General features: G+C 62.2%; 18 protein-coding genes and 1 tRNA gene. 13 read left to right on the plus strand and 6 right to left on the minus strand.

Annotation, left to right across the window (positions count from 1 at the left end; all coding sequences use genetic code 11):
- Positions 1–93 precede the first annotated feature (93 nt).
- Both FYJ85_RS17265 and FYJ85_RS17270 read left to right on the plus strand, forming a co-directional pair.
- Complete coding sequence (locus FYJ85_RS17265) at positions 94–4,308, plus strand: amylo-alpha-1,6-glucosidase (protein WP_154419762.1); 4,215 nt, start codon at positions 94–96, stop codon at positions 4,306–4,308.
- Positions 4,305–5,828 (plus strand): N-acyl-D-amino-acid deacylase family protein, encoded by a 1,524-nt coding sequence (locus FYJ85_RS17270; protein ID WP_154419764.1) that lies wholly within the window; start codon positions 4,305–4,307, stop codon positions 5,826–5,828. Before FYJ85_RS17265 ends, FYJ85_RS17270 begins: the two co-directional genes overlap by 4 nt.
- Before the next feature lie 2 nt (positions 5,829–5,830).
- Here FYJ85_RS17270 and FYJ85_RS17275 read toward each other — a convergent pair whose 3' ends face one another.
- Positions 5,831–7,135 carry an MFS transporter gene (locus FYJ85_RS17275; protein WP_154419766.1) on the minus strand — a complete coding sequence of 435 codons (1,305 nt, stop codon included), beginning with the start codon at positions 7,133–7,135 and terminating at the stop codon, positions 5,831–5,833.
- Between the two features lie 21 nt (positions 7,136–7,156).
- Positions 7,157–8,629: an MATE family efflux transporter gene (locus tag FYJ85_RS17280; protein ID WP_106052022.1), complete on the minus strand. Its 1,473-nt coding sequence runs from the start codon at positions 8,627–8,629 to the stop codon at positions 7,157–7,159.
- Positions 8,630–8,784: 155 nt separating this feature from the next.
- Between FYJ85_RS17280 and FYJ85_RS17285 the strand changes: the two genes are divergently transcribed.
- Positions 8,785–9,408, plus strand: coding sequence for an FMN-dependent NADH-azoreductase (locus FYJ85_RS17285; RefSeq protein WP_158703724.1), 624 nt, complete (start codon positions 8,785–8,787; stop codon positions 9,406–9,408).
- Between the two features lie 2 nt (positions 9,409–9,410).
- The gene (locus FYJ85_RS17290) at positions 9,411–10,367 is read left to right on the plus strand and encodes a calcium/sodium antiporter (protein ID WP_106052026.1); all 957 of its coding nucleotides are present in this window, start codon (positions 9,411–9,413) and stop codon (positions 10,365–10,367) included.
- A gap of 355 nt (positions 10,368–10,722) precedes the next feature.
- On the opposite strand, the gene FYJ85_RS17295 is transcribed toward FYJ85_RS17290, so the two are convergent.
- Positions 10,723–10,968, minus strand: coding sequence for a hypothetical protein (locus FYJ85_RS17295; protein ID WP_154419768.1), 246 nt, complete (start codon positions 10,966–10,968; stop codon positions 10,723–10,725).
- A gap of 268 nt (positions 10,969–11,236) precedes the next feature.
- Between FYJ85_RS17295 and FYJ85_RS17300 the strand changes: the two genes are divergently transcribed.
- Complete coding sequence (locus tag FYJ85_RS17300; protein ID WP_154419770.1) at positions 11,237–14,143, plus strand: calcium-translocating P-type ATPase, PMCA-type; 2,907 nt, start codon at positions 11,237–11,239, stop codon at positions 14,141–14,143.
- 81 nt (positions 14,144–14,224) lie between these two features.
- Here the strand turns inward: FYJ85_RS17300 and FYJ85_RS17305 are convergent, their stop codons facing one another.
- Positions 14,225–14,971: an IclR family transcriptional regulator gene (locus FYJ85_RS17305; RefSeq protein WP_106052030.1), complete on the minus strand. Its 747-nt coding sequence runs from the start codon at positions 14,969–14,971 to the stop codon at positions 14,225–14,227.
- 121 nt (positions 14,972–15,092) lie between these two features.
- On the opposite strand from FYJ85_RS17305, the gene FYJ85_RS17310 reads away from it, so the two are divergent.
- From FYJ85_RS17310 to FYJ85_RS17320, 3 genes are all read left to right on the plus strand, one after another.
- Positions 15,093–16,193 (plus strand): sugar kinase, encoded by a 1,101-nt coding sequence (locus FYJ85_RS17310; protein ID WP_106052031.1) that lies wholly within the window; start codon positions 15,093–15,095, stop codon positions 16,191–16,193.
- Between the two features lie 4 nt (positions 16,194–16,197).
- A complete protein-coding gene (locus FYJ85_RS17315; protein ID WP_154419771.1) occupies positions 16,198–16,809 on the plus strand; it encodes a 2-dehydro-3-deoxy-6-phosphogalactonate aldolase in 612 nt (203 codons plus the stop codon).
- A 366-nt stretch (positions 16,810–17,175) separates the two neighbouring features.
- Entirely contained in the window at positions 17,176–18,075 is a 900-nt protein-coding gene (locus FYJ85_RS17320; protein ID WP_154419772.1) for a BRCT domain-containing protein, read from the plus strand.
- Positions 18,076–18,390: 315 nt separating this feature from the next.
- Here FYJ85_RS17320 and FYJ85_RS17325 read toward each other — a convergent pair whose 3' ends face one another.
- The gene (locus tag FYJ85_RS17325; RefSeq protein WP_106052037.1) at positions 18,391–18,867 is read right to left on the minus strand and encodes a GNAT family N-acetyltransferase; all 477 of its coding nucleotides are present in this window, start codon (positions 18,865–18,867) and stop codon (positions 18,391–18,393) included.
- An 80-nt stretch (positions 18,868–18,947) separates the two neighbouring features.
- Between FYJ85_RS17325 and FYJ85_RS17330 the strand changes: the two genes are divergently transcribed.
- A complete protein-coding gene (locus FYJ85_RS17330) occupies positions 18,948–19,184 on the plus strand; it encodes a hypothetical protein (protein ID WP_154419773.1) in 237 nt (78 codons plus the stop codon).
- Here the strand turns inward: FYJ85_RS17330 and FYJ85_RS17335 are convergent.
- Positions 19,152–19,225, minus strand: a tRNA-Gln gene (locus FYJ85_RS17335). The genes FYJ85_RS17330 and FYJ85_RS17335 overlap by 33 nt on opposite strands.
- 141 nt (positions 19,226–19,366) lie before the next feature.
- On the opposite strand from FYJ85_RS17335, the gene FYJ85_RS17340 reads away from it, so the two are divergent.
- From FYJ85_RS17340 to FYJ85_RS17355, 4 genes are all read left to right on the plus strand, one after another.
- Entirely contained in the window at positions 19,367–20,326 is a 960-nt protein-coding gene (locus FYJ85_RS17340; RefSeq protein ID WP_206213270.1) for a DUF368 domain-containing protein, read from the plus strand.
- On the plus strand, positions 20,327–21,109 hold the full coding sequence (gene lgt / locus FYJ85_RS17345) for a prolipoprotein diacylglyceryl transferase (protein WP_154419774.1): 783 nt from the start codon (positions 20,327–20,329) through the stop codon (positions 21,107–21,109).
- Positions 21,078–22,013 (plus strand): RluA family pseudouridine synthase, encoded by a 936-nt coding sequence (locus FYJ85_RS17350; protein ID WP_106052042.1) that lies wholly within the window; start codon positions 21,078–21,080, stop codon positions 22,011–22,013. The genes lgt and FYJ85_RS17350 overlap by 32 nt, the downstream gene beginning before the upstream one ends.
- A 422-nt stretch (positions 22,014–22,435) precedes the next feature.
- Positions 22,436–23,401: a helix-turn-helix domain-containing protein gene (locus FYJ85_RS17355; protein WP_106052043.1), complete on the plus strand. Its 966-nt coding sequence runs from the start codon at positions 22,436–22,438 to the stop codon at positions 23,399–23,401.
- The last annotated feature ends 65 nt before the right edge of the window (positions 23,402–23,466 follow it).

Raw genomic sequence — 23,466 nt, forward strand, 5'->3', positions numbered from 1 at the left:
TCAAAAAACGCAACTTGCTTTTTTTTTTCATTTCCGGGGTTATATTACTCCAGAAGAAATCAATGCAAAGCACTTGGGGAAGATACGGATATCATGCACCAGAGCATATGCCCGGACCGGGCGATATTTTACGCGGGAGACACGGTCACCTTCACCCTTTCGGGACTCGAAGGACGGGCCGGGCGCGCCGTCCTGCGAAGCACCATCGGGCGCGCCGCAGTCCGCAGGCAGGAGCTCATCGACCACAACGAAACCGGAGCCCCGCTGCTCGGGCTCGACTGGCACGACCTTGAGATGGAAGCCGTTTCGGACGGCACGTTTTCACTCACGCTGCCGCTGGTCGAGGTCGGCGTCTTCGAAGCGAAGTGCTGTTTCATGCCGGCCGGCCGCCCCGGCATCGAGTGGCCCGACTCCAGCAACTTCCGGCTGAAGGTCGAAGCCGCCGCCGGCGTCTGCGGCAACACGATGTATTCGGCCTTCGTGCGGCAGTTCGGCGTGAACTGCGCAAGGCCGGTTTCGGAGCCGCCGCCGGAGACGGTCGAAAAACTCGACGCCGAAAACTACACCGTCATTCCGCCCTCGGGAACGTTCCGGCAGCTCGCCGCGAAGCTCGACCATATTTTCGACCGGCTCGGCTGCCGGATTCTGCAGCTGCTGCCGATTCACCCGATGCCGACGCAGTACGGGCGCATGGGCCGGTACGGCAGCCCGTTCGCCGCGCTCGACTACTTCAGCATCGACCCGGCGCTGGCCGATTTCGACACGAAAGCGACGCCGATGGAGCAGTTCGGCGAACTCGTCGATCAGGTGCATGCCCGCGGCGGACGCATCTTCATGGATATCCCGGTCAATCACACCGGCTGGGCGTCGAAGCTGCAGATGGAGCATCCGGATTACTTTGTGCGCCAGCCGGACGGAACCTTCGTGAGTCCCGGCGCGTGGGGCGTCACCTGGTCCGACCTCTGCAAGCTGAACTACAGGGAGCCGAAGGTGCACCGGCTCATGGCCAAGGTTTTCCTGTTCTGGTGCCGGCGGCGGGTTGACGGCTTCCGCTGCGACGCGGGCTACATGCTGCCGGCCGAGGCGTGGGAGTACATCGTCCCGAAGGTCCGCAGCGAATATCCGGACACGGTCTTTCTGCTGGAGGGACTCGGCGGTCCGCTGAAGGTGCAGGAGGACCTGCTCGGCCGGGCCGGTCTCAACTGGGGATACTCCGAACTCTTCCAGAACTATACCCGCGACGAGATCACGCGCTATTTTCCGTATGTCGACCGCTGCAGCCAGACCTGCGGGACGCTCGTCAACTTCGCCGAAACCCATGACAACGCCCGGCTCGCCGCTTCGGGAAAAACCTATGCGAAGCTCCGGTTCATGGTTGCCGCAATGCTCTCCGAAGACGGCGCGCTCGGCTTTGCGAACGGAGCGGAATTCTACGCCACCGAGAAGATCGACGTGCACGGCAACGCCGCGCTGAACTGGGGAGCGGAACCGAACCTCGTCGAACTGATCCGCAAGCTCAATACGCTGCTCGCCGACCATGCCGCCTTTCAGGCCTACGCGCAGGTCGAGCTGATCCAGGAGGGGCCCGGCAACGTGCTGGCCGTCCGCCGCACTGCGCCCGACGGGAACGTGATCCTCGCGCTGCTGAACCTCGACTGCGATCATCCGTCGAGCGTGAGCTGGAAAAGCGACCTGACGCCGGACGGCGGCACCGAGCTGCTGACCGAACAGCCGGTCCGCTTCCTGCGCAGCGGCCCGCTGTTTTCGCACGAACTTGAGCCGGGCGGCGCACTCTGCATCGGATTCGACAACTACCGGATCGCCGCAGCTCCCCCCGGATACGAACCGGAGCGGACGCGCCGCCAGCGCGCCGAGGCGATGGCGATGTCCGTCCAGATCAAGCTCGCCGGGCTGACCGCCGGAAAAGCCGGCGCCGGCGCCGCCATGCTGGCCGACCCCGAAGGTTTCTGCGCGTCGCTTGCCGAAACCGTTCTGCCGCCGGTGACCCACTACCGGACCGAATGCGACGCGACGCGGCATGTCATGATTCCGCCCGGCGACATCCTGCTGGCCGAGTGCGAAAACCGCTTCCGCCTGACCGTTTTCGCTGACGGCAGGGCCGTGTTCACCGGCAGCAGCCTGACGGCGGAAGACGGCCGCGACATCGTTCTCGCCGTGCTGCCCGAAAACACGGCTTCGCACGGCCGCGACCTCGGAATTCAGATCTGCAGCTTCGGCCCGGACGGGAAGGTCCGGAGGACGGACGGCCACCTGCTGCAGCTGCCGCCCGGTGCGCGCTGCCGCATCCGCCTGTCGAATTCCGGCACGGAAATCCGGAACGGCGAGCTGCTCGCCTTCGCGGCGAACAACCTCGGAGGCATGAGCTTCTTCCGCGCCGCCTGGGGCGAAATCGCAAGCAAGTACGAAGCGATTCTCTCCGCAAACGTGAATCCGGACTATCCGGTCGACCGCCGCACGATGTTCACGCGGCTGCGCGGCTGGCTTCAGGTCAACGGTTATTCGCAGCCGCTCGACCTGCGTTCGATCGCTTCTTTCTCCGCCATGCCGGACAACCGGGCGCGCTGGGTCTTCTCGGTCCCGGCCGGCCAGGGCTGCCGTGTGCGGCTCGTCGTCGACTTCGCCGGAGCCGAAAAAGGCGATGCGGTCCGCTTCCGCTTCCACCGGCCGGCCGCCGATCCGGAGGGTGAACCGGGCGAACTCGGCGACGCGACCCCGGTGCGGCTGATCCTGCGGCCCGACCTCGAGGACCGCATCAACCACGAGCTGACCAAAGCCTACACGGGTCCCGAAAAGCGCTTCCCGGAATCTGTCCGGGAAACCGGGAGCGGCTTTGAATTCACCCCGTCCGACCGCACGCTTGAGGTGAAAATCGAAAACGGCGCCTTCCACCGCGAACCGGAGTGGTATTATCTGGTGGACCTGCCCGCCGAACGTTATTACGGGCTCGAGGATAAGACCGATCTCTTCAGCCCCGGCTATATCGAGATCGACCTCGCCGGCGGCGGCAGCGCCGGGCTCACCGCCGAAATCCGCCCGTCCGGGACCGCGCCCGGGAGCGCGAAGTTTCCGCCCGGCTGCGACGACTGCATCCCGGCGGAGGTGAATCCGGCCGCGCTCTTCGCACCGGCCATGCGGCGGTTCATCGTGAAGCGCGACCGCGAAAACACGATCATCGCCGGCTACCCCTGGTTCCTCGACTGGGGGCGCGACACGCTGATCGCGCTGCGCGGGCTCGTCAAAGGGGAATTCGAGACGGAGGCCGCGGCGATCATCCGCCAGTTCGCCTGCTTCGAAAAAGACGGCACGATCCCGAATGTGATCCGCGGCCTCGACGACCGGAACCGCGACACGAGCGACGCGCCGCTCTACCTCATCGTGGCGGCACGCGACTATACGGAACACCATTCGAACCGGATTCTCGACGCCTCCTGCGGCGGGCGCAAGCTGCGCGACGTGCTCCGGTCGATCGTCGAACATTACCGGGCCGGAACGCCGAACGGCATCGTCATGGACGAAGAATCCGGCCTGATCTTCAGCCCGCCGCACTTCACCTGGATGGATACGAATTTTCCGGCCGGAACTCCGCGCGAAGGCTATCCGATCGAGATTCAGGCGCTCTGGTATGCGTCGCTTGAATTCCTCGGGCGGGAGGAACCCGAATATCAGGCGCTCGCCGCCCGGGTCGCAGCAAGCATCGAAGAGCTCTATTTCCGTTCCGCCGCCGGCCCGCTCTTCTGCAGCGACTGTCTGCACGCCGGACGCGGCGTCCCGGCGCGCGACGCCGTTCCTGACGACCACAACCGGCCGAACCAGCTGCTCGCCGTGACGCTCGGAGCCGTGAAGGACCCGGTCCGCCGGCGCGGCATACTCGCCTCCGCCGAAGAACTGCTCGTGCCGGGCGGCATCCGCAGCCTCGCCGACCGGCCGGTGCAGTACCGGCTGCCGGTCGAGCGCGACGGCAGGCTGCTGAATGATCCGGAGCGTCCGTACCGCGGCTCCTACCGCGGCCCCGAGGACACCTCCCGCAAGGTCGCTTACCACAACGGCACCGTCTGGTGCTGGCCGTTCCCGGCCTATTGCGAGGCGCTCTACCTGGTCGGCGGCGAACCGGTGCGGCAGCGCGCGTTCTCCCTGCTGCTGTCTTCGGCGCATTACTTCGAAACCGGAGTGCCGGGGCAGCTGCCGGAGGTGGCGGACGGCGACTATCCGCACCGGGCCGGCGGCTGCGCGGCGCAGGCGTGGAGCGTTTCGGAGTTCTTCCGCGTCTACGGGATTCTGAAACCATGAGGACGCTGTTCCGCGATCTCTGGCTGGCCGACGGAAGCGGCGCGCCGCTCCGCCGTTCCGCGGTACTGGCCGGCGACGGGAAAATCCTCGCCGTCGAGCCGGATCTGCCGCGCTCCGCGGCGGAACGGACCGTCGAACTCGGCGGCAGAATCCTCGCGCCCGGATTCATCGACGTCCACGGCCACTCGGACCTCGCGCTCCCGGCCCGGCCGGAGGGATTCGGCAAGATTTCGCAGGGGATCACGACCGAGATCATGGGGAACTGCGGACTTTCCGCCTTTCCTCTGACCGGCCGCAACCGCGAACACCTGCAGGAGCTCTGGGCGCAGTACGGCGTGACACTCGACTGGTCCGACTTCCGGGGGTGGCGCGCCGCGCTGTCGGCCCGTGCCCCGAAGCTCCGCGCCGAAGCGCTCGCCGGACACAACACGCTCCGCGCCGCCGTGGCCGGCTACGAAACCGAAACCCTCACTTCCGCACAGCTCGAAGAGATGAAAACGCTGCTCGACGCCGAGCTCGCCGCCGGCGCAGCCGGACTGTCGAGCGGGCTGCTCTATGTGCCGGGCAAATTCGCTCCGCCCGGAGAAATCGTCGAACTCATGCGCGTCGCCGCCCGGCGCGACCGGCCTTATGCGACCCACCTCCGGAGCGAGGGGAACGAACTGCTGGAGGCTCTCGGAGAAACGATCGACTGCGCCCGGGAGGCGGGCCTCAGGCGGCTTCACATCAGCCACTTCAAAACCGCCGGAGCCGCGAACTGGGAGAAACTCGACGCCGCGCTCGAACTGCTGGAAGAAGCGCAAAAAGGCGGAATCGCCGTCACCGTCGACCGCTACCCGTACACCGAATCGATGACGCAGCTCAGCGTAATCCTGCCGGGCAAGGCCGGCGACCTCGACGACTCCGCGCTTTCGCGGCTGCTGCGCAGCACGGAGGAGCGCGAAAAGCTCGCTCTGGAGCTCGCCGCCTCCCGCCCCGCCGCCTACTGGAAAACCGTCACGCTCGTCTCGACCCGGAGTTCCGCCGGACGAAACCACGCCGGGCAGACCATCGCGGCGCTCGCGGAACGCGCCGGCAGGACGCCCGCCGAATTCGCGGTCGAACTGCTGGCGGAGGACGCCGCCGGGACGACCGCCGCCTTCCGCGGCATGTCGCCGGAGAATATGCGGCGGATTCTCGGTCTGCCGTTCTGCATGATGGGCAGCGACGAAAATGCGCGTCCGGCCGACGATTCGATCGGGCGCTGTCACCCGCGCGGCTTCGGCAGCGCGGCGCGGTTCCTGCGGCTCCGGCTCGACACAGGCTCTCCGATCGAAGCGGCGGTGCGGCAGATGACCGGGCTCGCGGCCGAAACCTTTCAACTCGCGGACCGGGGGCTGGTCCGGCCCGGGCTCTGCGCCGATCTCGCGGCATTCGACCCGGACGAAGTGGACGGAACCGCCGATTTTTCGAATCCGCACACGCCGGCGGCCGGAATCATCTTCACCGTGACCGGCGGCGAATTCGTCTACCGTTCCTGAAACTACACCGTCTCGTTCCAGCTCTTCCTGATCTTCCGGCGTTCAGGCGGCAGCGGCGTCAGGCGCGAGATGACCCAGATCCCGGCCGACAGCAGCAGGACCGACAGCGCGAAATAGAGCCGGTAACCGGTCAGCGGCGAATCCGCCTCTATGCCGGTGCAGCGGTCGAGCAGCACACCGGCGAGCAGCATGCCGACGATGCCGGCTCCGGCGCCGTTGACGACCGCGATGAACATCGAGGCGGCCACGCGCTTCTCCTCCGGCACCGTCTGCAGGAAATAGTGCGTGACCGAGTTCGCGGTCCCGACATTGGTCGCTCCCGCGATCAGGAACGGCAGCGTCAGGTAGACGGGGCTGAAGCCCGACGGAGCAATCACCCAGAGCACACCGGCGCCGAGCAGCAGAAGATACGAATAGAGCAGCGTCCTGCGCGGCCCGATCGTGTTTGAAATCCGCCCCGAGAGGAACGACGCCCCGGCACTCGCGCCGAACTGGGCCAGCGCGAAGAGCAGCGCTTCCGTGTCGCTGACGCCGCAGCCGCGCTTCAAAGCCAGCATCGAAATCGGAATCAGCATGATGACCGCGAGATTGACTGCAAATCCCGAAGCCAGCAGCCGCAGCAGCGACTTGTCGTGAAAAAGCAGCCTGAACTCCCCGGCGATCGGCTTCCGGGCCGAATCGCGGATGGCTTCGGTCTCGCAGATCCGGTTGATGAAGCGCGACGCGGTGAAACCGAGCAGCGCGCCGGCGACCACAATGCCGGTCAGCATCGCCAGGCTGTCGCAGAGTTTCAGGAGAATGCTGATCGTGACCAGCGCGGCGAGGCACGACAGATAGAAGAATCCGGCGTTGACGCCGATCACCTTCGCCCGGTCTTTCTCGTTCGTGATGTTCCCGACCAGCGGCTGCGACATGACCACGCCCGCAGCCCGGAAACCGTAGAAGAAGAACGCCCCGGCCAGCAGCAGCGCCGTGGCCGTGCGCGGCATGCCCGAGATGCTGACCACAGCCGCCAGCGCGACCAGCAGCGCGGCCGCATTCCGGGCGACCCAGAAGATCGACTGGCTCTTCGCGGCCCCGGCCCGGGCGGTGACGACCTTGCCGAGCGGCAGCAGCAGAAACCCGAAGTAGATCATCGCCCCGAGCGTCGAAACGATGTAATCCGGGCAGCCGAGCCGGACGGCGAGCAGAATCAGCACCGTTTCGCCGAGACACATGTACGAGAGCCCGTTGATCAGGCTGAAAATATGGTAGTTATGCTGAGACGACGCCAGCTGCGCCGGCGTCAGCGGTCCCTTGCAGATCATCCGTCCCCTCCCCTGTTCCCGTCAGGCCGATGCGTCTTCGGGGTGCTCGCGCAGCTCCGCGGCCGGAGAAGCGGGCGGCAGCCCGATCAGGTTGATCTTTTTCCAGGCGCCCGACCGCCGCCGCCAGACCATCAGCGCGGCATCGACCGCGATATAGAAGGTGATGAGCGCCCAGACCGCGCCGATGCTGGCGCGATACACGTAGACGAGCAGCACGGTTCCCGGAATCTGGATCAGCCACGAAGTCGCCATGCCGATCCAGAGCGGAACGGTCGTGTCTCCGGCGCCGCGCAGGCTGCCCATGGCGATGAAGCGGGTCGCGTCGAGAATGTTGAAAACGGCCGCGAAACGGAGAATCGTGACCGCATAGTCGGTCACCTGCGACATATCCATGCTGGCGGACGCGGTATTCCGCGACCCGAAGAGACGGATCAGGAACTCCGGCGCGAGCCAGTAAAGCAGCCCCATCGAAAGCGTCCAGCACATCAGCATCCGCCACGAACGGCCGGAGATCCGCTCGACGACGAGCAGCCGCCGCTGGCCGATGAACTGGCCGGTGACCACGCTGGTCGCATCCATGAGCCCGATCATCGGCATGTTGCCGATCATGTTGATCGAAAGAGCGATGCTCGTGGCGGTCAGCTCTTCGTTCCCGAGGTGCCCGATCATCATGACCACGACCGCGAAGGCCGCGTTGCGCAGAAAGGTCTGGAATCCGGCCGGCATGCCGAACCGCAGCAGCCGCCGGATGAACACCCGGTCGAATGCCTTGTAACTCCTGGTGGGAAACTCACTCTGGCGGACCAGCAGGAAAAACGAAAGCGCGATCGCGAACGTGCAGAGATTCGCGAACGAGTTCGCCAGCCCCGCCCCGAGAATCCCGAGCGCCGGCAGCCCGAAACCGCCGAAGATCAGCAGGTAGTTCATCGGGATGCAGACAATGCAGCCGATGATCTTGATTCCGGCCACGAGCGCGGTTTTGCCGCGGCCCGTGAAGAACGAGAGAAACGCGGTCTCCATGCAGGTCAGCCCGGCGCAGGGGGCCATGGCGACGAAATAGTCCGCCTCCTGCAGCGCGATGACCGGGTCGTGCCCGTTGTGCATGATGATCCAGTACCCGGCCGCGGGGAGAGCAAAGGCGAGCAGCGCCGCGACCGCCGCGCCGAAATAAAAGCCGTTCCAGGCCGCCTTCACGCAGCCGATGCCGTCGCGGTGGCCGTGAAACTGGGCGACGATGGTGGCGGTGAAGCCTGTGGTGATCAGGAAAAACGCCATCAGCGTGAAAAACATCTGGCCGGCCGGCATGGCCGCCGCGATCTCCTCGGGGGAACTCCTGGCGATGAAAACGCGGTTCGTGATCATCATGACCGTATTGCTTGCATTCAACACGACGAGCGGCCACGCGATCCGCCAGATCTCGCGGTATCCGCCCGGCTCCAGGAATTGACGACGGCTGAAGCAGCCGGTGAATCTGGTAAATAACTGTCTCAACATCTCCAACGCTCTCTCTCCGGCGGAAGGCCGTGCATTTCCTGTAATATAATTCGATATTCCGAAATTACCATGCCGGAACGATTGAATTTCGCGGTAATTTGTGGTATAGTTCCCGCATGCTGCAAAAACGGAGTCAACCCGATTGGAGAGGAAAGATGAAAAAACTGCTGCACATCGCCGCGTCCCCGCGGCTTGAGCGTTCGCATTCGAGGCGGCTTGCGAATGCGTTCATCGCCGAATTCCTGAAACGCAACCCGGATTACCGGCTGGCGGAGATCGATATCGGTGCAGTCGCCCAGCCCCGGTTCGGCGAAGCCGGCGCCGCCGCGAAATTCAAGGCGCCCCGCGAGCTTGAGCTCACCCCCGCCGAAGCGCGGGAGTGGCGGAACGCGCAAAGCAGCTTCGAACAGCTCCGGGAGGCCGACCGGCTCGTCGTCAGCACGCCGATGTGGAATTTCTCGATGCCCTATCACCTGAAACAGTGGATCGACCGCGTCATGCAGTCCGGCTGGAGCTTCGGCATGGAACCCGGCAAGGGATACGTGCCGCTGCTCGGCGGAAAAAAGGCGTTGTTCGTCTGCGCCTGCGGCGGCGTCTACGATACGCCGGAGATGCTGAAACTCGACCACCTGCGCCCGTACCTGCGCTTCTGGGCGGAATTCAACGGGCTTGACGCCGCCGTGGTCTCCCTCGAAGGAACGAACCTCGACCAGGAGCGCCTCGCCGGAAACGAAGCGGCCGCGCGATCGGCGCTCTCGAAGCTGGCGGAGAAGTTCTGACCATGCTGACCATCCTCCTCCAGCTGGCGGGCGGAACCGCATTTCTCTATTACGGCGCCGACTTCCTGGTGAAAGGCGGCGTGTCGATCGCAACCCGCTTCGGAGTTTCCGCACTCGTGATCGGCCTGACGCTCGTCGCATTCGCCACAAGCGCGCCGGAGCTCGTGGTCAGCGTTCAGGCCGCGCTGGCGGGTTCAAGCGACATCAGCATCGGCAACGTGATCGGCTCGAACATCTGCAACATCGCGCTGATCCTCGGACTTTCGGCCGTCATCGCGCCGCTTTCGGTGCACAGCAAGGTGCTGCGGTTCGACCTGCCGGTCATGACGGCGGTCACGCTGGCCATGGCAGCGATCGGCCTTCTGCTCGGCGGCTTCAACCGGCTCACCGGCGCCGTGTTCTTCGCCGGGCTGCTGGCCTACATCGCCTGGAACATCCGCCTTGAGAAGCGCGACGGGAGCGGCGATGCGGAAACCGAAATCAGGGAGGAGGTGGAGAACAGCCGGAAATATCCGCTGTGGCTCGCCGCCGCCTTCGTCATCGGCGGCGCCGCCGCCCTCGTTCTCGGCGGCAAATTCATCGTTGACGGCGCAGTCGGGCTCGGGCGCATGGCGCATCTTTCCGAAGCCGTGATCGGACTCACTATCGTCGCGGTCGGAACCAGTCTGCCCGAACTGGCGACCAGCCTGGTCGCCGCCGCACGCGGCGAGCAGGACATCGCGGTCGGCAACGTAGTCGGCTCCAACCTGTTCAACATGCTCGGAATCATGGGAATCGCGCCGATGATCCGGCCGGTTTCGGCCGCCGGCATCACTCCGGTCGACTGGGGGATGCTGCTGGTATCGACGCTGCTGCTCGTGCCGTTCATGCACACCGGGCGGAAGGTCGTGCGCCGGGAAGGCGCCGTGCTGCTGGCGCTTTACTGCGCATACATCGCATTTCTGGCGGTCAACGCTTGACTTTGTCCTGGCCGGTGCTATCTTAAGTTCAACTTCAAAAAAGGAGGGTTACCATTATGAGCAAAAGTCAGGACGCAAAGAAGGAAACCAAGAAGGCCCCCACCAAGACCCTGAAGGAGAAGCGCGCCGAAAAACGCGCCAAGCGCGGATGATTGCGCTCCCGGCCATTCCGTAATTTCACGCATGCCGACACTCAGTCCGGCATGCGTTTTTTCCAGCCGGATCACGATACCGTTTTCTCTCCGATCCGCATCATTGCAATTAAAATCAATACCGGCAGCAGGAAAGTCAGGTCGATTTTTTCTCCCCGTGTTTCAATCACCGCAAGCAGGAAATCCCAAGAGGAACAGACCGCTCACCACACGTTCAACCCAAGAAACAGATATCTCCCGATACGCGGGCGACAAAAGCAAAGAATCCCGTTTAAAATAAGAAACAGGAAAAGAGAAACAGCGGAAACGATGGATAATAGTGACGGCGCCCCGGCAATGTCCAATCCGAACAGCTTCACATCCAACGTATCCGTAATGCTTGCCGCAGCAAGCACAAAAAGGATGGCGACGGCGTTGACCCAGAGGATGGTCGGCAACGTTTCTTTCATCTTCGGAACTCCCTGACTTGCCCCCTTCAATCGCAGCGATTTGCCTGATGAGACGCCGCAGCCTCGGGAGTTCTTAGCGAAATGCTGTTGATATTTCGCTAAAAGCTCAAACAGTCGCGACGTGTTGCACTCCGTCTTCATAGTGTCGATATGCCGCCCGGCGCGAATTATTAGAATCTCGTTAATTTTCCATTCCGATCTGGAAAAGAACCGGCGCGGATGTATGTTGTATTAAATTTAAATTCGATCGTATACATCAGGGAAATTCATGAGTGAAAAAAACAGTCGTTCCGCCATCCGTTACCGCGGCCTGACCGCCGCCGAAGTGGAAAACAGCCGCCGCCTGCACGGCGAAAACCTGCTGGCTCCCCCCGAACGGGAACCGTGGTACAAACAGTTCCTCGCCAAATTCGACGACCCGGTGATCCGGATTCTGATCATCGCCGCCCTGATCTCGACGGCGACCGGCGGCCTGGTCGAAGGAGCCGGCATCGTCATCGCGGTGCTGCTGGCGACCGGCTTGTCCTTCCTGAACGAATTCCGCGCCGAAAAGGAGTTCGACATTCTGAACAAGGTCAGCGACGATACGCCGGTCAAGGTGATCCGCGACGGTGAATTCCGCCAGATTCCGAAACGCGAGCTCGTCGTCGGGGACATCCTGTTCCTCGAAAACGGCGAAGAGGCTCCCGCCGACGGCAAGGTGCTCGAGGCGGTCAATCTGCAGATCGACCAGTCGAAGCTGACCGGGGAATCCGATCCGGCCGTCAAAATCAGCGAGGCGGACGCCGCCGCGCAAGCTCCCGGAGAGGAGACTTATCCGCCGTTTCTCGTCCTGCGCGGCACCGCCGCCGTCGAAGGATACGGCTATCTCGAAATCACCGCCGTCGGCGCCGGCACCGAAATCGGCAGAACCGCCGTCGCCGCGAGCGAAAAAAGCGATACGGAAACCCCTCTGAACCGTCAGCTCGGCCAGCTCGGCAAACTCATCGGGCTGGTCGGTTTCATGATCGCGGCGATCACGTTCTCGGCGCTCGTTTTCGGCGGCATCGTCTCCGGCTCGCTGGTGCAGAGCGCCGCACAGTGGACCGTTTCCGGGCTGCTCCTCGTCGCGATCCTCGTCGCGCTGATTCAGGTCTGGCTGCCGATCGTCTGCGACGGCATCGGGCTCATCAGGGGGCGCTCCCCCCTTCCCGCCGGCCTGCAGAACAAAGGATTCAGAAGCTGGCTCGTCTTCCTGCTCGCCGGAATCGCGATCGCCGGGGCGGGACTCGGAATCATGGCGCTCGCCGGAACGCTCCCGGAGGCGGTGCGCGAGTGGATCGCGCCGGAGGCGCTGCCGAAGTTCGTGACCTTTTTCATGATCGCCGTCACGCTGATCGTCGTCGCGGTCCCGGAAGGGCTCGCCATGAGCGTGACGCTGAGCCTCGCCTACTCGATGCGCAAGATGACCGCCGCCAACAACCTCGTCCGCAAGATGCACGCGTGCGAAACCATCGGCGCGGCGACCGTGATCTGCACCGACAAGACCGGCACGCTGACCATGAACCGGATGCACGTGCAGGAGGCGGCTTTCCCGCGGCTCGCGCGGCCGGAAGCGCTCGCCTTCCTCGCCGTCAATATCGCAGGGAACTCGACCGCGAACCTTTCGCGGGTCGATCCGGCCGATCCGCAGCCCATCGGGAATCCGACCGAAGGTGCGCTGCTTCTCTGGCTCGATTCGCAGGGAATCGACTACGAATCCGCCCGCGCCTCGTTCGCCATCGACTATCAGTGGACCTTCACGACCGAACGCAAATTCATGGCGACACGCGGAAGCACGCCGGACGGCGTCCGGCTGCTGCTGGCCAAGGGGGCGCCCGAAATCCTGCTCAATCTCTGCGCAAACTATGAAACCGCCGAAGGAACCGCTCCGCTCACGGACGCCGTGAAACGCGAACAGCTGGCCGCGCTGAAGGAGTGGCAGTCGCGCGGAATGCGCACGCTCGGCTTTGCATTCCGCGAAAATCCCGGCGGCAGCGACGAACTCGCCGAGGAAGCGAAAGAACTGACCTGGCTCGGATTCACCGCGATCGCCGACCCGGTCCGTCCGGACGTGCCGGAGGCGATCGGCAGCTGCTATCGCGCCGGAATTCAGGTCAAGATGGTCACCGGCGACAATCCCGAAACCGCCAAGGAGATCGGCCGTCAGATCCGCCTCTGGAGTGACGGTGAACCTGAGCCCGGCGCCATCATGACCGGCGCCGAATTCGACAGCCTCACCGACGAACAGGCGGTCGAAGCCGCGCCGAAGCTGAAAATCATGGCGAGGGCGAGGCCGAACGACAAGCTCAAGCTCGTCCGCGCCCTGAAGGCCTCCGGGCAGGTGGTTGCGGTCACCGGCGACGGCACGAACGACGCCCCTGCCCTGAACTATGCCGACGTCGGCATCGCGATGGGCAAGACCGGCACGTCGGTCGCCAAGGAGGCCGCCGACATCATCCTGCTCGACGACTCGTTCGGCAGCATCGTGAACGCGGTCATGTGGGGGAGATCGCTCTACCGCAACATCCAGCGGTTCATATTGTTCCAGCTGACGGTCAACGTGGTGGCGCTGACCATTGCGATGGTCGGGCCGTTTATCGGCGTCGATCTTCCGCTCACGGTGATCCAGATGCTGTGGGTGAATCTGATCATGGATACATTCGCGGCACTCGCGCTTGCGACGGAGCCGCCCGATCCGAAAGTCATGAACCGGCCGCCGCGCAAAAACAGCGCTTTCATCGTGACGCCGGCCATGTGGCGCGGCATCTTCGGCGGGGCGGCCGTTTTCCTCGCGGCGCTGATCGGGCTGCTGCTCCATATCAAACACCTCGGGCTGGAGGAAAATTCGACGGCAGGCAATCACTGGCTCACGGTCTTCTTCTGCGTCTTTGTCATGCTGCAGTTCTGGAATCTCTTCAACGCGAAATGCTTCGGAACGGGGGAATCGGTCTTCCGGCACCTGGCGGACAATCGCTCGTTCACGCTGATCACGGCAGGAATCCTTATCGGGCAGATCGTCATGGTGCAGTTCGGCGGCCGTGTATTCCGGACCACGCCGCTCGGCATCGTCGAATGGGTGACGATCATCGCGGCCACCAGCCTGATCGTCTGGGGAGGCGAACTCTTCCGCCTGCTCCGCCGCAGGCAGAGGTGAACGCAGGACAGGCGGCGCGCCCCTCCGGGGACGCCGCCCGCAGGCCCGGCACGCGGACGCTCATGCAGATGTGACCTGCCGCTATCGGAGCAGTTCGGAGATCGACCGCGCGGCGGCCGTCACCTGCGCGGCAATGCACTCCTGCCCGTCCCGCAGATACAGCTCGGAGCCGGAGACGCTGACCGCACCCGCCACCCCGCCGAGTGAATCGAAAACGGGCGCCGCCACGCAGAAAACCCCCGGTTCGTGTTCGCAGTCATCCACCGCATAGCCGCGGCAGCGGATTCCGGCAAGCTCCGTCTCAAGCTCTTCCCGGCCGGTAATCGTCTTCGGCGTGCAGGCGGTGAACACAATCTCAGCCAGCAGCCTCCCGCGTTCCGCCTCGGGCAGAAACGCGAGGATCGCCTTGCCGACCCCGGTGCAGTAAAGCGGACCGGTATTGCCGATCATCGACCCCATGCGGACCGGCCGGCTCCCTTCCACCTTGTCGATATAAACCACGCTCCCGCCGCGCCGCTCGGCCAGGTGAACCGTCTCACAGGTCGCTTCCGACAGCGCGGCCAGCAGCGGATGCGCAAGGCGCGACAGCGGGTTCTGCCGCATGGCCGCATTGCCGAGCCGGATCAGAGCGCCGCCGAGCGTGTATACCCCGTCGGCGTTGCGCAGAAAACCGCGTTCAGCCAGAAACTTCAACTGCCGGAACACCGTGCTGACCGGCAGCCCGAGCGTTTCGGCGATCTCTTTTCCCCGCAGCCCGTTCCGGCTCCGGCCCACCAGCTCGAGCAGCTCGAGCCCCTTGCCTATCGTTTTTTCACCGTCTTTTGCCATATCTTTACTTTACTGCTTTTTTTCCGTTTTTCAATTTGCATCCGGTGAGATTGCCGCTTATATTAAAATATAATGAGAATATATTCTCATATAATAAGAATAACTAACAGAGGATGTCACCATGCGGGAAACATGTATCGCGGGATTCGGGGAAGTCATGCTGCGGCTCTGTCCGCCGGGGAGGAAACGGTTCATGCAGAGCCTGCCGGGAACGCTGGACGCGACCTACGGCGGCGGAGAAGCGAACGTCTGCGCGTCTCTGGCCATGCTCGGGACGCCGTCGCGCTACCTGACCGCGCTGCCGCCGAATCCGGTCGCACAGGCATTTGCGGCCGAACTGCGCGGCCTCGGAGTCGACGTCGGCCGCATCACCTGGAATCCGAAGGGGCGCATGGGAGTCTACTATGCCGAGCACGGCGCGGCACAGCGCGGTTCGAACGTGGTCTACGACCGCGAAGGCTCCACGATTTCTCTGCTCGGGCCGGAGGACTACGACTTCGCCGCGATGCTTGACGGCGTCGGGCATCTCCACATCACCGGCATTACTCCGTCGCTCAGCGAAAACGCCTTCGCATCGACGCTCGCGCTGGTCGAAGCCGCGTCGGAACGCGGCATCGTGATCTCCTGCGATCTGAACTTCCGCAAAAAGCTCTGGAAATGGCGTCCCGGGACCGCCCCCCGCGAGCTGGCCGCCGAGTGCATGGGCAGGATCGTTCCCTTCGTCGACTGGATCATCTGCAACGAGGAGGATGCCTCCGACGTCTTCGGCATCCGGGCCGACGCCACCGAGATCGAGGCCGGCAAGCTCAACATCGGCGGCTACCGCGATGTGGCGAAACTGCTGCTCGAACGTTTCCCGAAAGCGTCCAGGGTCGCCGTCACGCTGCGCGAAAGCATCTCGGCCGACCATAACAACTGGGGAGCAATGCTGTACGACCGCGCTGCGGACCGTGCCTTTTTCGCACCGCTCGACCCGGACGGCAATTATGCGCCGTATGAAATCCGCAACATCGTCGACCGTTTCGGCGGCGGCGACTCCTTCGGGGCCGGACTCATTCACGCGCTTTACAGCGAAGAGTACGCCGAGCCGCAGCAGGCGATCCGGTTCGCGGCGGCGGCCAGCTGCCTCAAACACACGATTTCCGGCGATTACAACTATACGACCCATGCCGAGGCGGCCGCGCTCATGAACGGCTCCGGTTCGGGCCGGGTGGCGAGGTGAGAAAATGACCTTTCAACAGCAATGCGAACGCTGTCCCGTCGTCGCGATCCTGCGCGGCATCACGCCGGACGAAATTACGGATGTCTGCGAAACGCTCCGGGAAGCCGGAATCCGGCTCCTCGAAGTGCCGCTGAACTCGCCGGACGCCCTCGAGAGCATCCGGCGCGCCGCGCGGGAATACCACGCCGGAACGGAACTGCTGATCGGCGCCGGAACCGTCCTCACCCCGGCAGCGGTCCGCGAAGTGGCAGAGGCGGGAGGGCGCTTCATCATCTCGCCGGATACGAATCCCGAAGTCATCCGCGAAACGAAACGCCTCGGGCTTGTCTCCATGCCGGGCTTCTTCACCGCGACCGAGGCGTTCGCCGCCCTGCGGGCCGGAGCCGACTGCCTGAAACTCTTTCCGGCCGGCGCTCTCGGTCCCGGCTATGTGAAGGACCTGAAGGCGGTGATCAAGGCGCCGATCATGGCGGTCGGCGGCGTCGATACGGCCAATGCGGCGGACTTCCTGAAAGTCTGCGCCGGAATCGGCGTCGGCTCGGCACTCTACAAGCCCGGCAAACCGCTCTCCGCCATCGCGGAAGACGCCCGGCGCTTTACCGCTTCCGCCCGGTAATGCAGGAGCCGGAACCCCAAGGGGCTTTTGCCGTTCCGGCTCTTTTTCGCTCCGGCCGATTTGACAGAAGCCGGAGCATGCACTATACTAACACGAAAGCGGGGAAAACGCGGGAGGAGACGGGTCGAATCAAAATCAAAGGACAATCCCGTGAAAAAGAAAAGCAGGAAACCGGAGGATGCCGCCCGCTCTGCAATGCCCTTTCCGATCCGGGCAGTTTTTCGCCGCCCCAGAATCATATTCCGTCTCTCCCTCACTCTCAGTATTTCCGCAGCGGCAGCGGCAGGCATTTATTTCTGCACGCCCGGGCCGGACCGGCCCCATAACGTTCCGCAACAGGCTGTTGCAATCGGAAACAACCACCGGGTGAATCAGAACGGGACCTACTTCGAATTCCGCCGGGAACCGCAATCTCCCGCCCCCTCCCCCGTTTCGGAACCTCCTCCCGCCGGCTTTCCGAATTTGCGAAACCTTCTGCCGAAGAACGACCGGCTCGCACTGGCGGCCGGACACGGCAACCGGGTGAATCAAGGCGGAATATATATCGAATATCATGCGGAGACTCCGCTATTCCGGCCCGTTTCCGCCTCCCTGATCGAAATTCAGCAAAACGGAGTTGTCAGGGAAACATTCGAGGCATGGAAACTGCTCCGCGACCGGAGCGCCGCCCAACCGGAAGAGGAGGTCTGCAGCTATGAACAGGCCGTTGCCGATCTGCAGCAACTGGCCGGCTTCTTATGCGACAGGCCGGAAATCGGAGATTACGAATTCAACCGACTGTTCACCTGGTTTGTCCAGCATCGCGCAAGCCGGAGTCACTGGCCGGTCAGCCGGCTCGCAAGCCTGCTGGAGGAGCGGGTGAAGAACGAACGGGCCGCCCCGGACTGGGAAGAGCGCCTGACCGGCTTTCTCTGCTCGATCCGCTCCGACCGCAGGGTGGCCGGACTCGTTTTCGACACGCTGACCCGGGAACAGCTCTCCGGCAGACGAACCATGCTGACCGGCAGACTAACCCGGCAGATCGTCCGCCGGGAGCTCTATCGTCTGATGGAACAAGCCGGGGTAATTCCTCACAAAAGCAACAAAATGTCCGGCGTCGTGGAGATTTTGGTCGTAGGCGACCACGGCTCCCCGGCCTGGCGTTTCGGCAATTACGGCCGAAAGATCGAAACGGCAGTCGAGTTGCGCGAAAAAAGCGGCACCCCCCGCATTGTCAGGGAGGCCGATTTCTTCCGTGTTCTGGATGAACTCATCAGGGAGCGGTGACACTCCTCCCTTCCACTTTTCATGCTGCGAAAAGACGCAGAAGCCGGACTATGATGAAAGAAGATGCGCACAACTCTCCGCAAACCGATGCCGAAACGAAAAATATCCATATTTCCGGCAGAAAAACGGCGGCGCGTCCGATGCCGGAGTTGCATCCGGAGCCGGACGATGCTATACTGATTCGGACGCCAGACAACCGGAGGCTATCGACAATATTTTTGATTTCAGGAACAACACCTTTCTGCTCGCCTCCGGAGAAATTCCGGCGGCAAAGGGAGAATACCGCGCTTTCCGCCTTTTCTGACCTGAAAAGATTTACCGGCAGTACTCGTAATCGATATATTCACCGGCGAACCCGTCGGCCGGCCGGCGCCGGACCTGCCGGAATCCCACCCGTTCATACATTCTCCGGGCCGGAACCATCAGTTCGTTCGTGGTCACGACGATTCTGTCGACGCCATACCGGGAAATCCGGTCGACGGTCTCTTGAAGCTGCCTGACGCCGTATCCCTGCCCCTTATAAGCCGAGGCAATGCAGTTATGCCCGATTATCGCATATTCCGGCTGTTGCCTCGGGTCCCACGAAGCAAACCCGACGGCCCTGCCGTCGAGAGTCGTGACAAATCCGTACCGGTCGGCAATCTCCGGGCGGTCGCAGAAGAAGCTGTCGAACTCCCTCCAGTCGCCTCCCCAGTGCCGTGCGCACCGGCAATCGAATGAATACGCGTCGGACAGCAGGGCAAACAGCGTTCCCCTCGGAAAATCGCTGATTTTTCTGAATTCAGGAACCATAAAACCTCATCTTTCCCGGCAGCCGCAGAACCACCGTCCTCAACCGCCCACGTATCTAAATCATACTTGAATATCGGGATTTGAAAAACTCGAAAAAGATCATTTTCGACGAAATGCACCGGCTTATCGATGAAATCGCCAACCTTTCCCGGCTCCTTGCCGAGAATCCAAATAATTTTGAAATCCAGCGGCAACTCCTGATTGCCAACATCGACCGGATCCGGTGTGAAGAAAAAAACGTATTCAAAATTGAGTATCGATGGAGTTCGGGACTTCGTCAAGTCTGGCAACCCCGCCAGGATTCGAACCTGGGCTAACTGGACCAAAACCAGTTGTGCTACCGTTACACCACGGGGTTGTTTATTCGGCATTTTTACAAAATAGTCCATTTTTCTGAAAAATCCAGATAAAAAGATGACTTTTTATTACGTTTTTTTGGAAATACGGTGTATATTTCCCCAATGCATCCATATTCAGAATCCATGACGCAAGGACAGACATGAGCGAAAAGAAAACAGCCAAACGTTCGATCAGAGAGCATCTGCGAATCTACATCACCGGCCTCATCATGGGCGGAGCCGACATCGTTCCCGGCGTCTCCGGCGGAACCATGGCCTTCATTCTCGGCATCTACGAGGAACTGATCGAATCGATCAAACGCTTCACTTCCGCCGAGGCCATCGGCATGGCAGCCACTTTTCAGATCCGGAAAATGTTCAAAACCCTGCCGTGGCCGTTCCTGCTGGTTCTCGGGCTCGGTATCCTCACCGCCATCGCGGTCCTTTCCACGCCGATTCACTGGATGCTCAAGAACCAGCCCGTGCTGATCTGGGCCTTCTTTTTCGGGCTGGTCGTCGCGTCCATCTTCGCCGTATTCAACCGGGTGCGCAAATGGACTCCGTTCTGCGTCGCCGCACTGATCGCCGGGGGAGCTGCCGGCTGGATCGTCGTCGGGCTGCCGCTGCTCCGGAATCCGCCCGACAGCTATATCTACCTCGTGCTCTGCGGAGCGATCGCCATCTGCGCGATGATCCTGCCCGGCATTTCCGGTTCGTTCATCCTGCTGCTGATGGGCAAGTACGATTATGTGCTGAACGCGGTCAACGAACTCAAGGCCGGCACCAATTTCGGGCAGAACCTGCTGATTCTCGCCCTCTTCGTCGTCGGCATCGTCCTCGGGATCAGTTCGTTCGTCCGGCTTCTGAGCTGGCTGTTCCGGAAGTTCCACGATCTCACGGTCGCCGTCCTCATCGGCTTCATGGCCGGGTCGCTGCGCAAGGTCTGGCCGTGGAAAGCCGGCGGCAGCGACGATGCGGCCAATGTGCTGCCGACTTCGTTCGGCTCGGAATTCTGGTCCGCGGTCGGTCTCGCCGCGGCCGGATTCATCATTGTATTTGCCCTCGAAACCGTCGCCCGGCAGATGGAAAAGAAGTCGGCGGCCAAAAACAGGGAAGCATAAATGCATCCGATTCTTCTGTCATTCGGCAGCTTTTCGATCCGCAGCTACGGGGCGATGGCCGCACTCGGTTTCGTCCTCGGCTGCTGGCTGGTCAATGTGAACAGAAAATACGCCCGGATGAGTTCGGATCAGGCATCCACCTCGCTCTTTGTCGCCATGATCGCCGGAATCATCGGCGCGCGCATTTTCTATGTCGTGCAGTATTTCAAGCAGTACCGCGACAACTTCTGGGGCATCTTCCGGGTGGATCAGGGCGGACTCGTTTTCTACGGCGGCTTCCTGCTGGCGCTGGCCGCGCTCTGGCTCTACTGCCGCCGCAGCAAGCTCGACATCGTCCGTGTGCTGGACGTGTACGCGCCGGCCATGGCCATCGCCCACGCCTGCGGGCGGATCGGCTGCTTCCTGAACGGCTGCTGCTGGGGAAAGCCGACCGATCTCTTCTGGGGAGTCTCCTATCCGGAAGGCAGCAATCCCGCGCTCTGCTATCCCGGTGAAAGTCTGCACCCGGTCCAGCTTTATGAGGCGGGGGAGCAATTTCTGCTCTTTTTCCTCTATTTTTACCTGGTGCGTCATACGAAGCGCGGCATCACGATGGCCAGTTATCTGACGCTCTACGGCATCTTCCGTTTCCTGAATGAACTGCTGCGCGGCGACAATCCGAAGGTGCTGGCCGATTTTTTCACGCCCGCCCAGGTGATCGGGCTGCTGATCATTCCGGCCGGCCTCGGTCTCTTCATCTATTTTCAACGCCATGAATCAAAAGATACTGAGCTTTCGCATTGACGCCGGGGATGCCGGGACCCGCCTGGACCGCTGCCTGTCGCGGCTGATTCCGGGTTCATCGCGCACCTACCTGCAGAAGCTGATCGCCGGCGGACTGGTCACGTCCGGCGACGCGGCGCTGACGATTCCGCGCTACCCGGTGCGGGCCGGCATGGAAATCCGTGTAGCGCTGCCGGAGCCGGAAAACTCGGAACCGGCTCCGGAACCATTTGATTTCCCGATCCTCTACGAGGATGAGGCGATGCTGGTCATCTCAAAACCGGCCGGCGTCGTTGTGCATCCGGCTGTCGGCAACCCGACCGGCACGGTGGTCAACGCGCTGCTCGGCCGTTATCCGAATCTGGCCGAGACGCTGGCCTGCGGTTCGAGCCGCCCCGGGATTGTCCACCGGCTCGACAAAGACACTTCCGGCTGTCTGGTCATCGCCAAAACGCCCGATGCCCAGTACAAGCTCTGCACGGCTTTCGCGGGCCGGGAAACGTCGAAAACCTACCTTGCCATCGTCCGCGGCATTCCGCACCGGCCCGAGGCGGAAATCAGCGGACTCATCGGCCGGCATCCGGTCAACCGCCAGAAAATGGCGGTCGTCGAACGCAACGGCAAGTTCGCCCTCACCCGTTACCGGCTGGAAAAAAGCGGCTGCATCAACGGCTGCCCGGTCAGTCTCATGAAAGTCCGCATCCTGACCGGCCGCACCCATCAGATCCGGGTCCACCTGGCCTCGGTCGGAATACCGGTGCTCGGGGATGCGACCTACGGCGGGGTGCTCTCCGCACTTCCCGAAATCGAGCGCCAGATGCTGCACGCCTGGAAACTGCAGCTGCCGCATCCCGTAACCGGGGAGAAGATCGAATTCTGCGCTCCGCTTCCGGATGACTTTCAGACAACACTTAACCGATTTTAATTTTTTTCCCGTTCCCGTCTTGAAAAGCTTTGCCGTCATGCTATTTTATCTGTATGTTTCCGGTCAACAGATTACAGTTTTATAAAAATGCGGGAAGGGAATGCAGTGCCAAAAAACGGTAAAATCATATTTTTTCCGGCATTGCGGCCTTACTTGAATTTCTTTTTTTCCATGTGTATTCCGATAATCAATGAAAAAATTAACAAATCGGGTATTTTTTCGTTTGGAATCAAGGAAAAGCATTGTATATTATGGTTGTTGGGGAATTTAAAATCAGGCTCGTCTTCTTTATTTCCGCCTTATTGTTTTCTTTTTGTTTCCATCAATTCCGTATTGTTGAACGATATGCACCTGCCGGCGGAAATCGGGCAGTCTTCCTGAAAGCCTGTTTATAAAATACGAAACGCTCAGTGAGGATACTTATGGCAATAACACCTTTGAAAACGAAATTCGGAAAACTGATTCGCGACTATCTGCGCAATGCGGAGATTCGCCAGAATGATCTCGCCGCCAGACTGAAGGTTTCCGGTTCGGCGGTGTCCCAGATGCTGCACGGGAAAATCGTGCCGAACCAGCAGCAGCTGGCCACGATCTGCGAACTGCTGATGCTGGACCGGGCGCAGGCGTTCGAACTGCAGTCCATGCTTTCCGGCATCCGTACCGGGGCGGAAAACATGCGTTCCCCCTTCAACCAGACCATGTTCGCCCTGCGCTGCCAGCGCGGGCTGACCCATCAGCAGCTGGCCAACCTTTCCGGCATCCCGGCTTCCCATCTGATGGTGTTCGAGAACTGCTTTGAAGCGGTTCCGACCCTCGATGAAGCCAGCAAGCTCGCCCCGATCCTCGGCTGCACCCCGGCTTCTCTGCTTCAGAGCGCCGGCGTCGGCGGCCTCTCGCGAAGCGTCATCGACCAGCTCAAAAAAGAGGGCGGCTACCTGGAGGAGGATGTGGTCAGCGAGCCGGACGGGCCGTACAAATTCAGCACGGAGCGGCAGGCGCCGCTGCTTGACCTGATCGATCTGGAGGATTTCGACGGAAAGTCGATCGATGATTTCGCCCGGCGCCGCGCCACGAAGGTGCTGGATCTCAGCAGCGGCGACCTGCCGGAAAACGTGATCGCAATCAGCGCTTCGGGGCGCGATCTCGCCATCGGCATTCCCGGCACGGTGCTGCTGCTGGTTTCGTCCGAGCGGCCCTCCAATTACCGGGATCTGGACCTGTGCCGGACCAATGAAGAGCGGTTCCTGCTGCAGGAGAGCCGGCGGAACGGCGTGAAGGAGTTCCGGCTGGCCGGAACCCGCAAGCCGAACACCAGCGGTGTCCGCTGGAAGCTGCCGGTTCTGGAAATCATCATCCGGCCGACGAAGCCGGAACCGAAAGAGAAATAATGTCTCCGTTCCGACTGCCTGCGGCAGTCATGACGGATGATTCCGCGGCCGCTTTCCTCCGCCGG

Source organism: Victivallis lenta (assembly GCF_009695545.1).
GTDB lineage: Bacteria > Verrucomicrobiota > Lentisphaeria > Victivallales > Victivallaceae > Victivallis > Victivallis lenta.

Bases quoted from the DNA above. Each gene is read 5' to 3' on its own strand.
- FYJ85_RS17265 (WP_154419762.1), top strand. From the start codon at position 94: ATGCACCAGAGCATATGCCCGGACCGGGCGATATTTTACGCGGGAGAC.
- FYJ85_RS17270 (WP_154419764.1), top strand. From the start codon at position 4,305: ATGAGGACGCTGTTCCGCGATCTCTGGCTGGCCGACGGAAGCGGCGCG.
- FYJ85_RS17275 (WP_154419766.1), bottom strand. From the start codon at position 7,135: ATGATCTGCAAGGGACCGCTGACGCCGGCGCAGCTGGCGTCGTCTCAG.
- FYJ85_RS17280 (WP_106052022.1), bottom strand. From the start codon at position 8,629: ATGTTGAGACAGTTATTTACCAGATTCACCGGCTGCTTCAGCCGTCGT.
- FYJ85_RS17285 (WP_158703724.1), top strand. From the start codon at position 8,785: ATGAAAAAACTGCTGCACATCGCCGCGTCCCCGCGGCTTGAGCGTTCG.
- FYJ85_RS17290 (WP_106052026.1), top strand. From the start codon at position 9,411: ATGCTGACCATCCTCCTCCAGCTGGCGGGCGGAACCGCATTTCTCTAT.
- FYJ85_RS17295 (WP_154419768.1), bottom strand. From the start codon at position 10,968: ATGAAAGAAACGTTGCCGACCATCCTCTGGGTCAACGCCGTCGCCATC.
- FYJ85_RS17300 (WP_154419770.1), top strand. From the start codon at position 11,237: ATGAGTGAAAAAAACAGTCGTTCCGCCATCCGTTACCGCGGCCTGACC.
- FYJ85_RS17305 (WP_106052030.1), bottom strand. From the start codon at position 14,971: ATGGCAAAAGACGGTGAAAAAACGATAGGCAAGGGGCTCGAGCTGCTC.
- FYJ85_RS17310 (WP_106052031.1), top strand. From the start codon at position 15,093: ATGCGGGAAACATGTATCGCGGGATTCGGGGAAGTCATGCTGCGGCTC.
- FYJ85_RS17315 (WP_154419771.1), top strand. From the start codon at position 16,198: ATGACCTTTCAACAGCAATGCGAACGCTGTCCCGTCGTCGCGATCCTG.
- FYJ85_RS17325 (WP_106052037.1), bottom strand. From the start codon at position 18,867: ATGGTTCCTGAATTCAGAAAAATCAGCGATTTTCCGAGGGGAACGCTG.
- FYJ85_RS17340 (WP_206213270.1), top strand. From the start codon at position 19,367: ATGAGCGAAAAGAAAACAGCCAAACGTTCGATCAGAGAGCATCTGCGA.
- lgt (WP_154419774.1), top strand. From the start codon at position 20,327: ATGCATCCGATTCTTCTGTCATTCGGCAGCTTTTCGATCCGCAGCTAC.
- FYJ85_RS17350 (WP_106052042.1), top strand. From the start codon at position 21,078: ATGAATCAAAAGATACTGAGCTTTCGCATTGACGCCGGGGATGCCGGG.
- FYJ85_RS17355 (WP_106052043.1), top strand. From the start codon at position 22,436: ATGGCAATAACACCTTTGAAAACGAAATTCGGAAAACTGATTCGCGAC.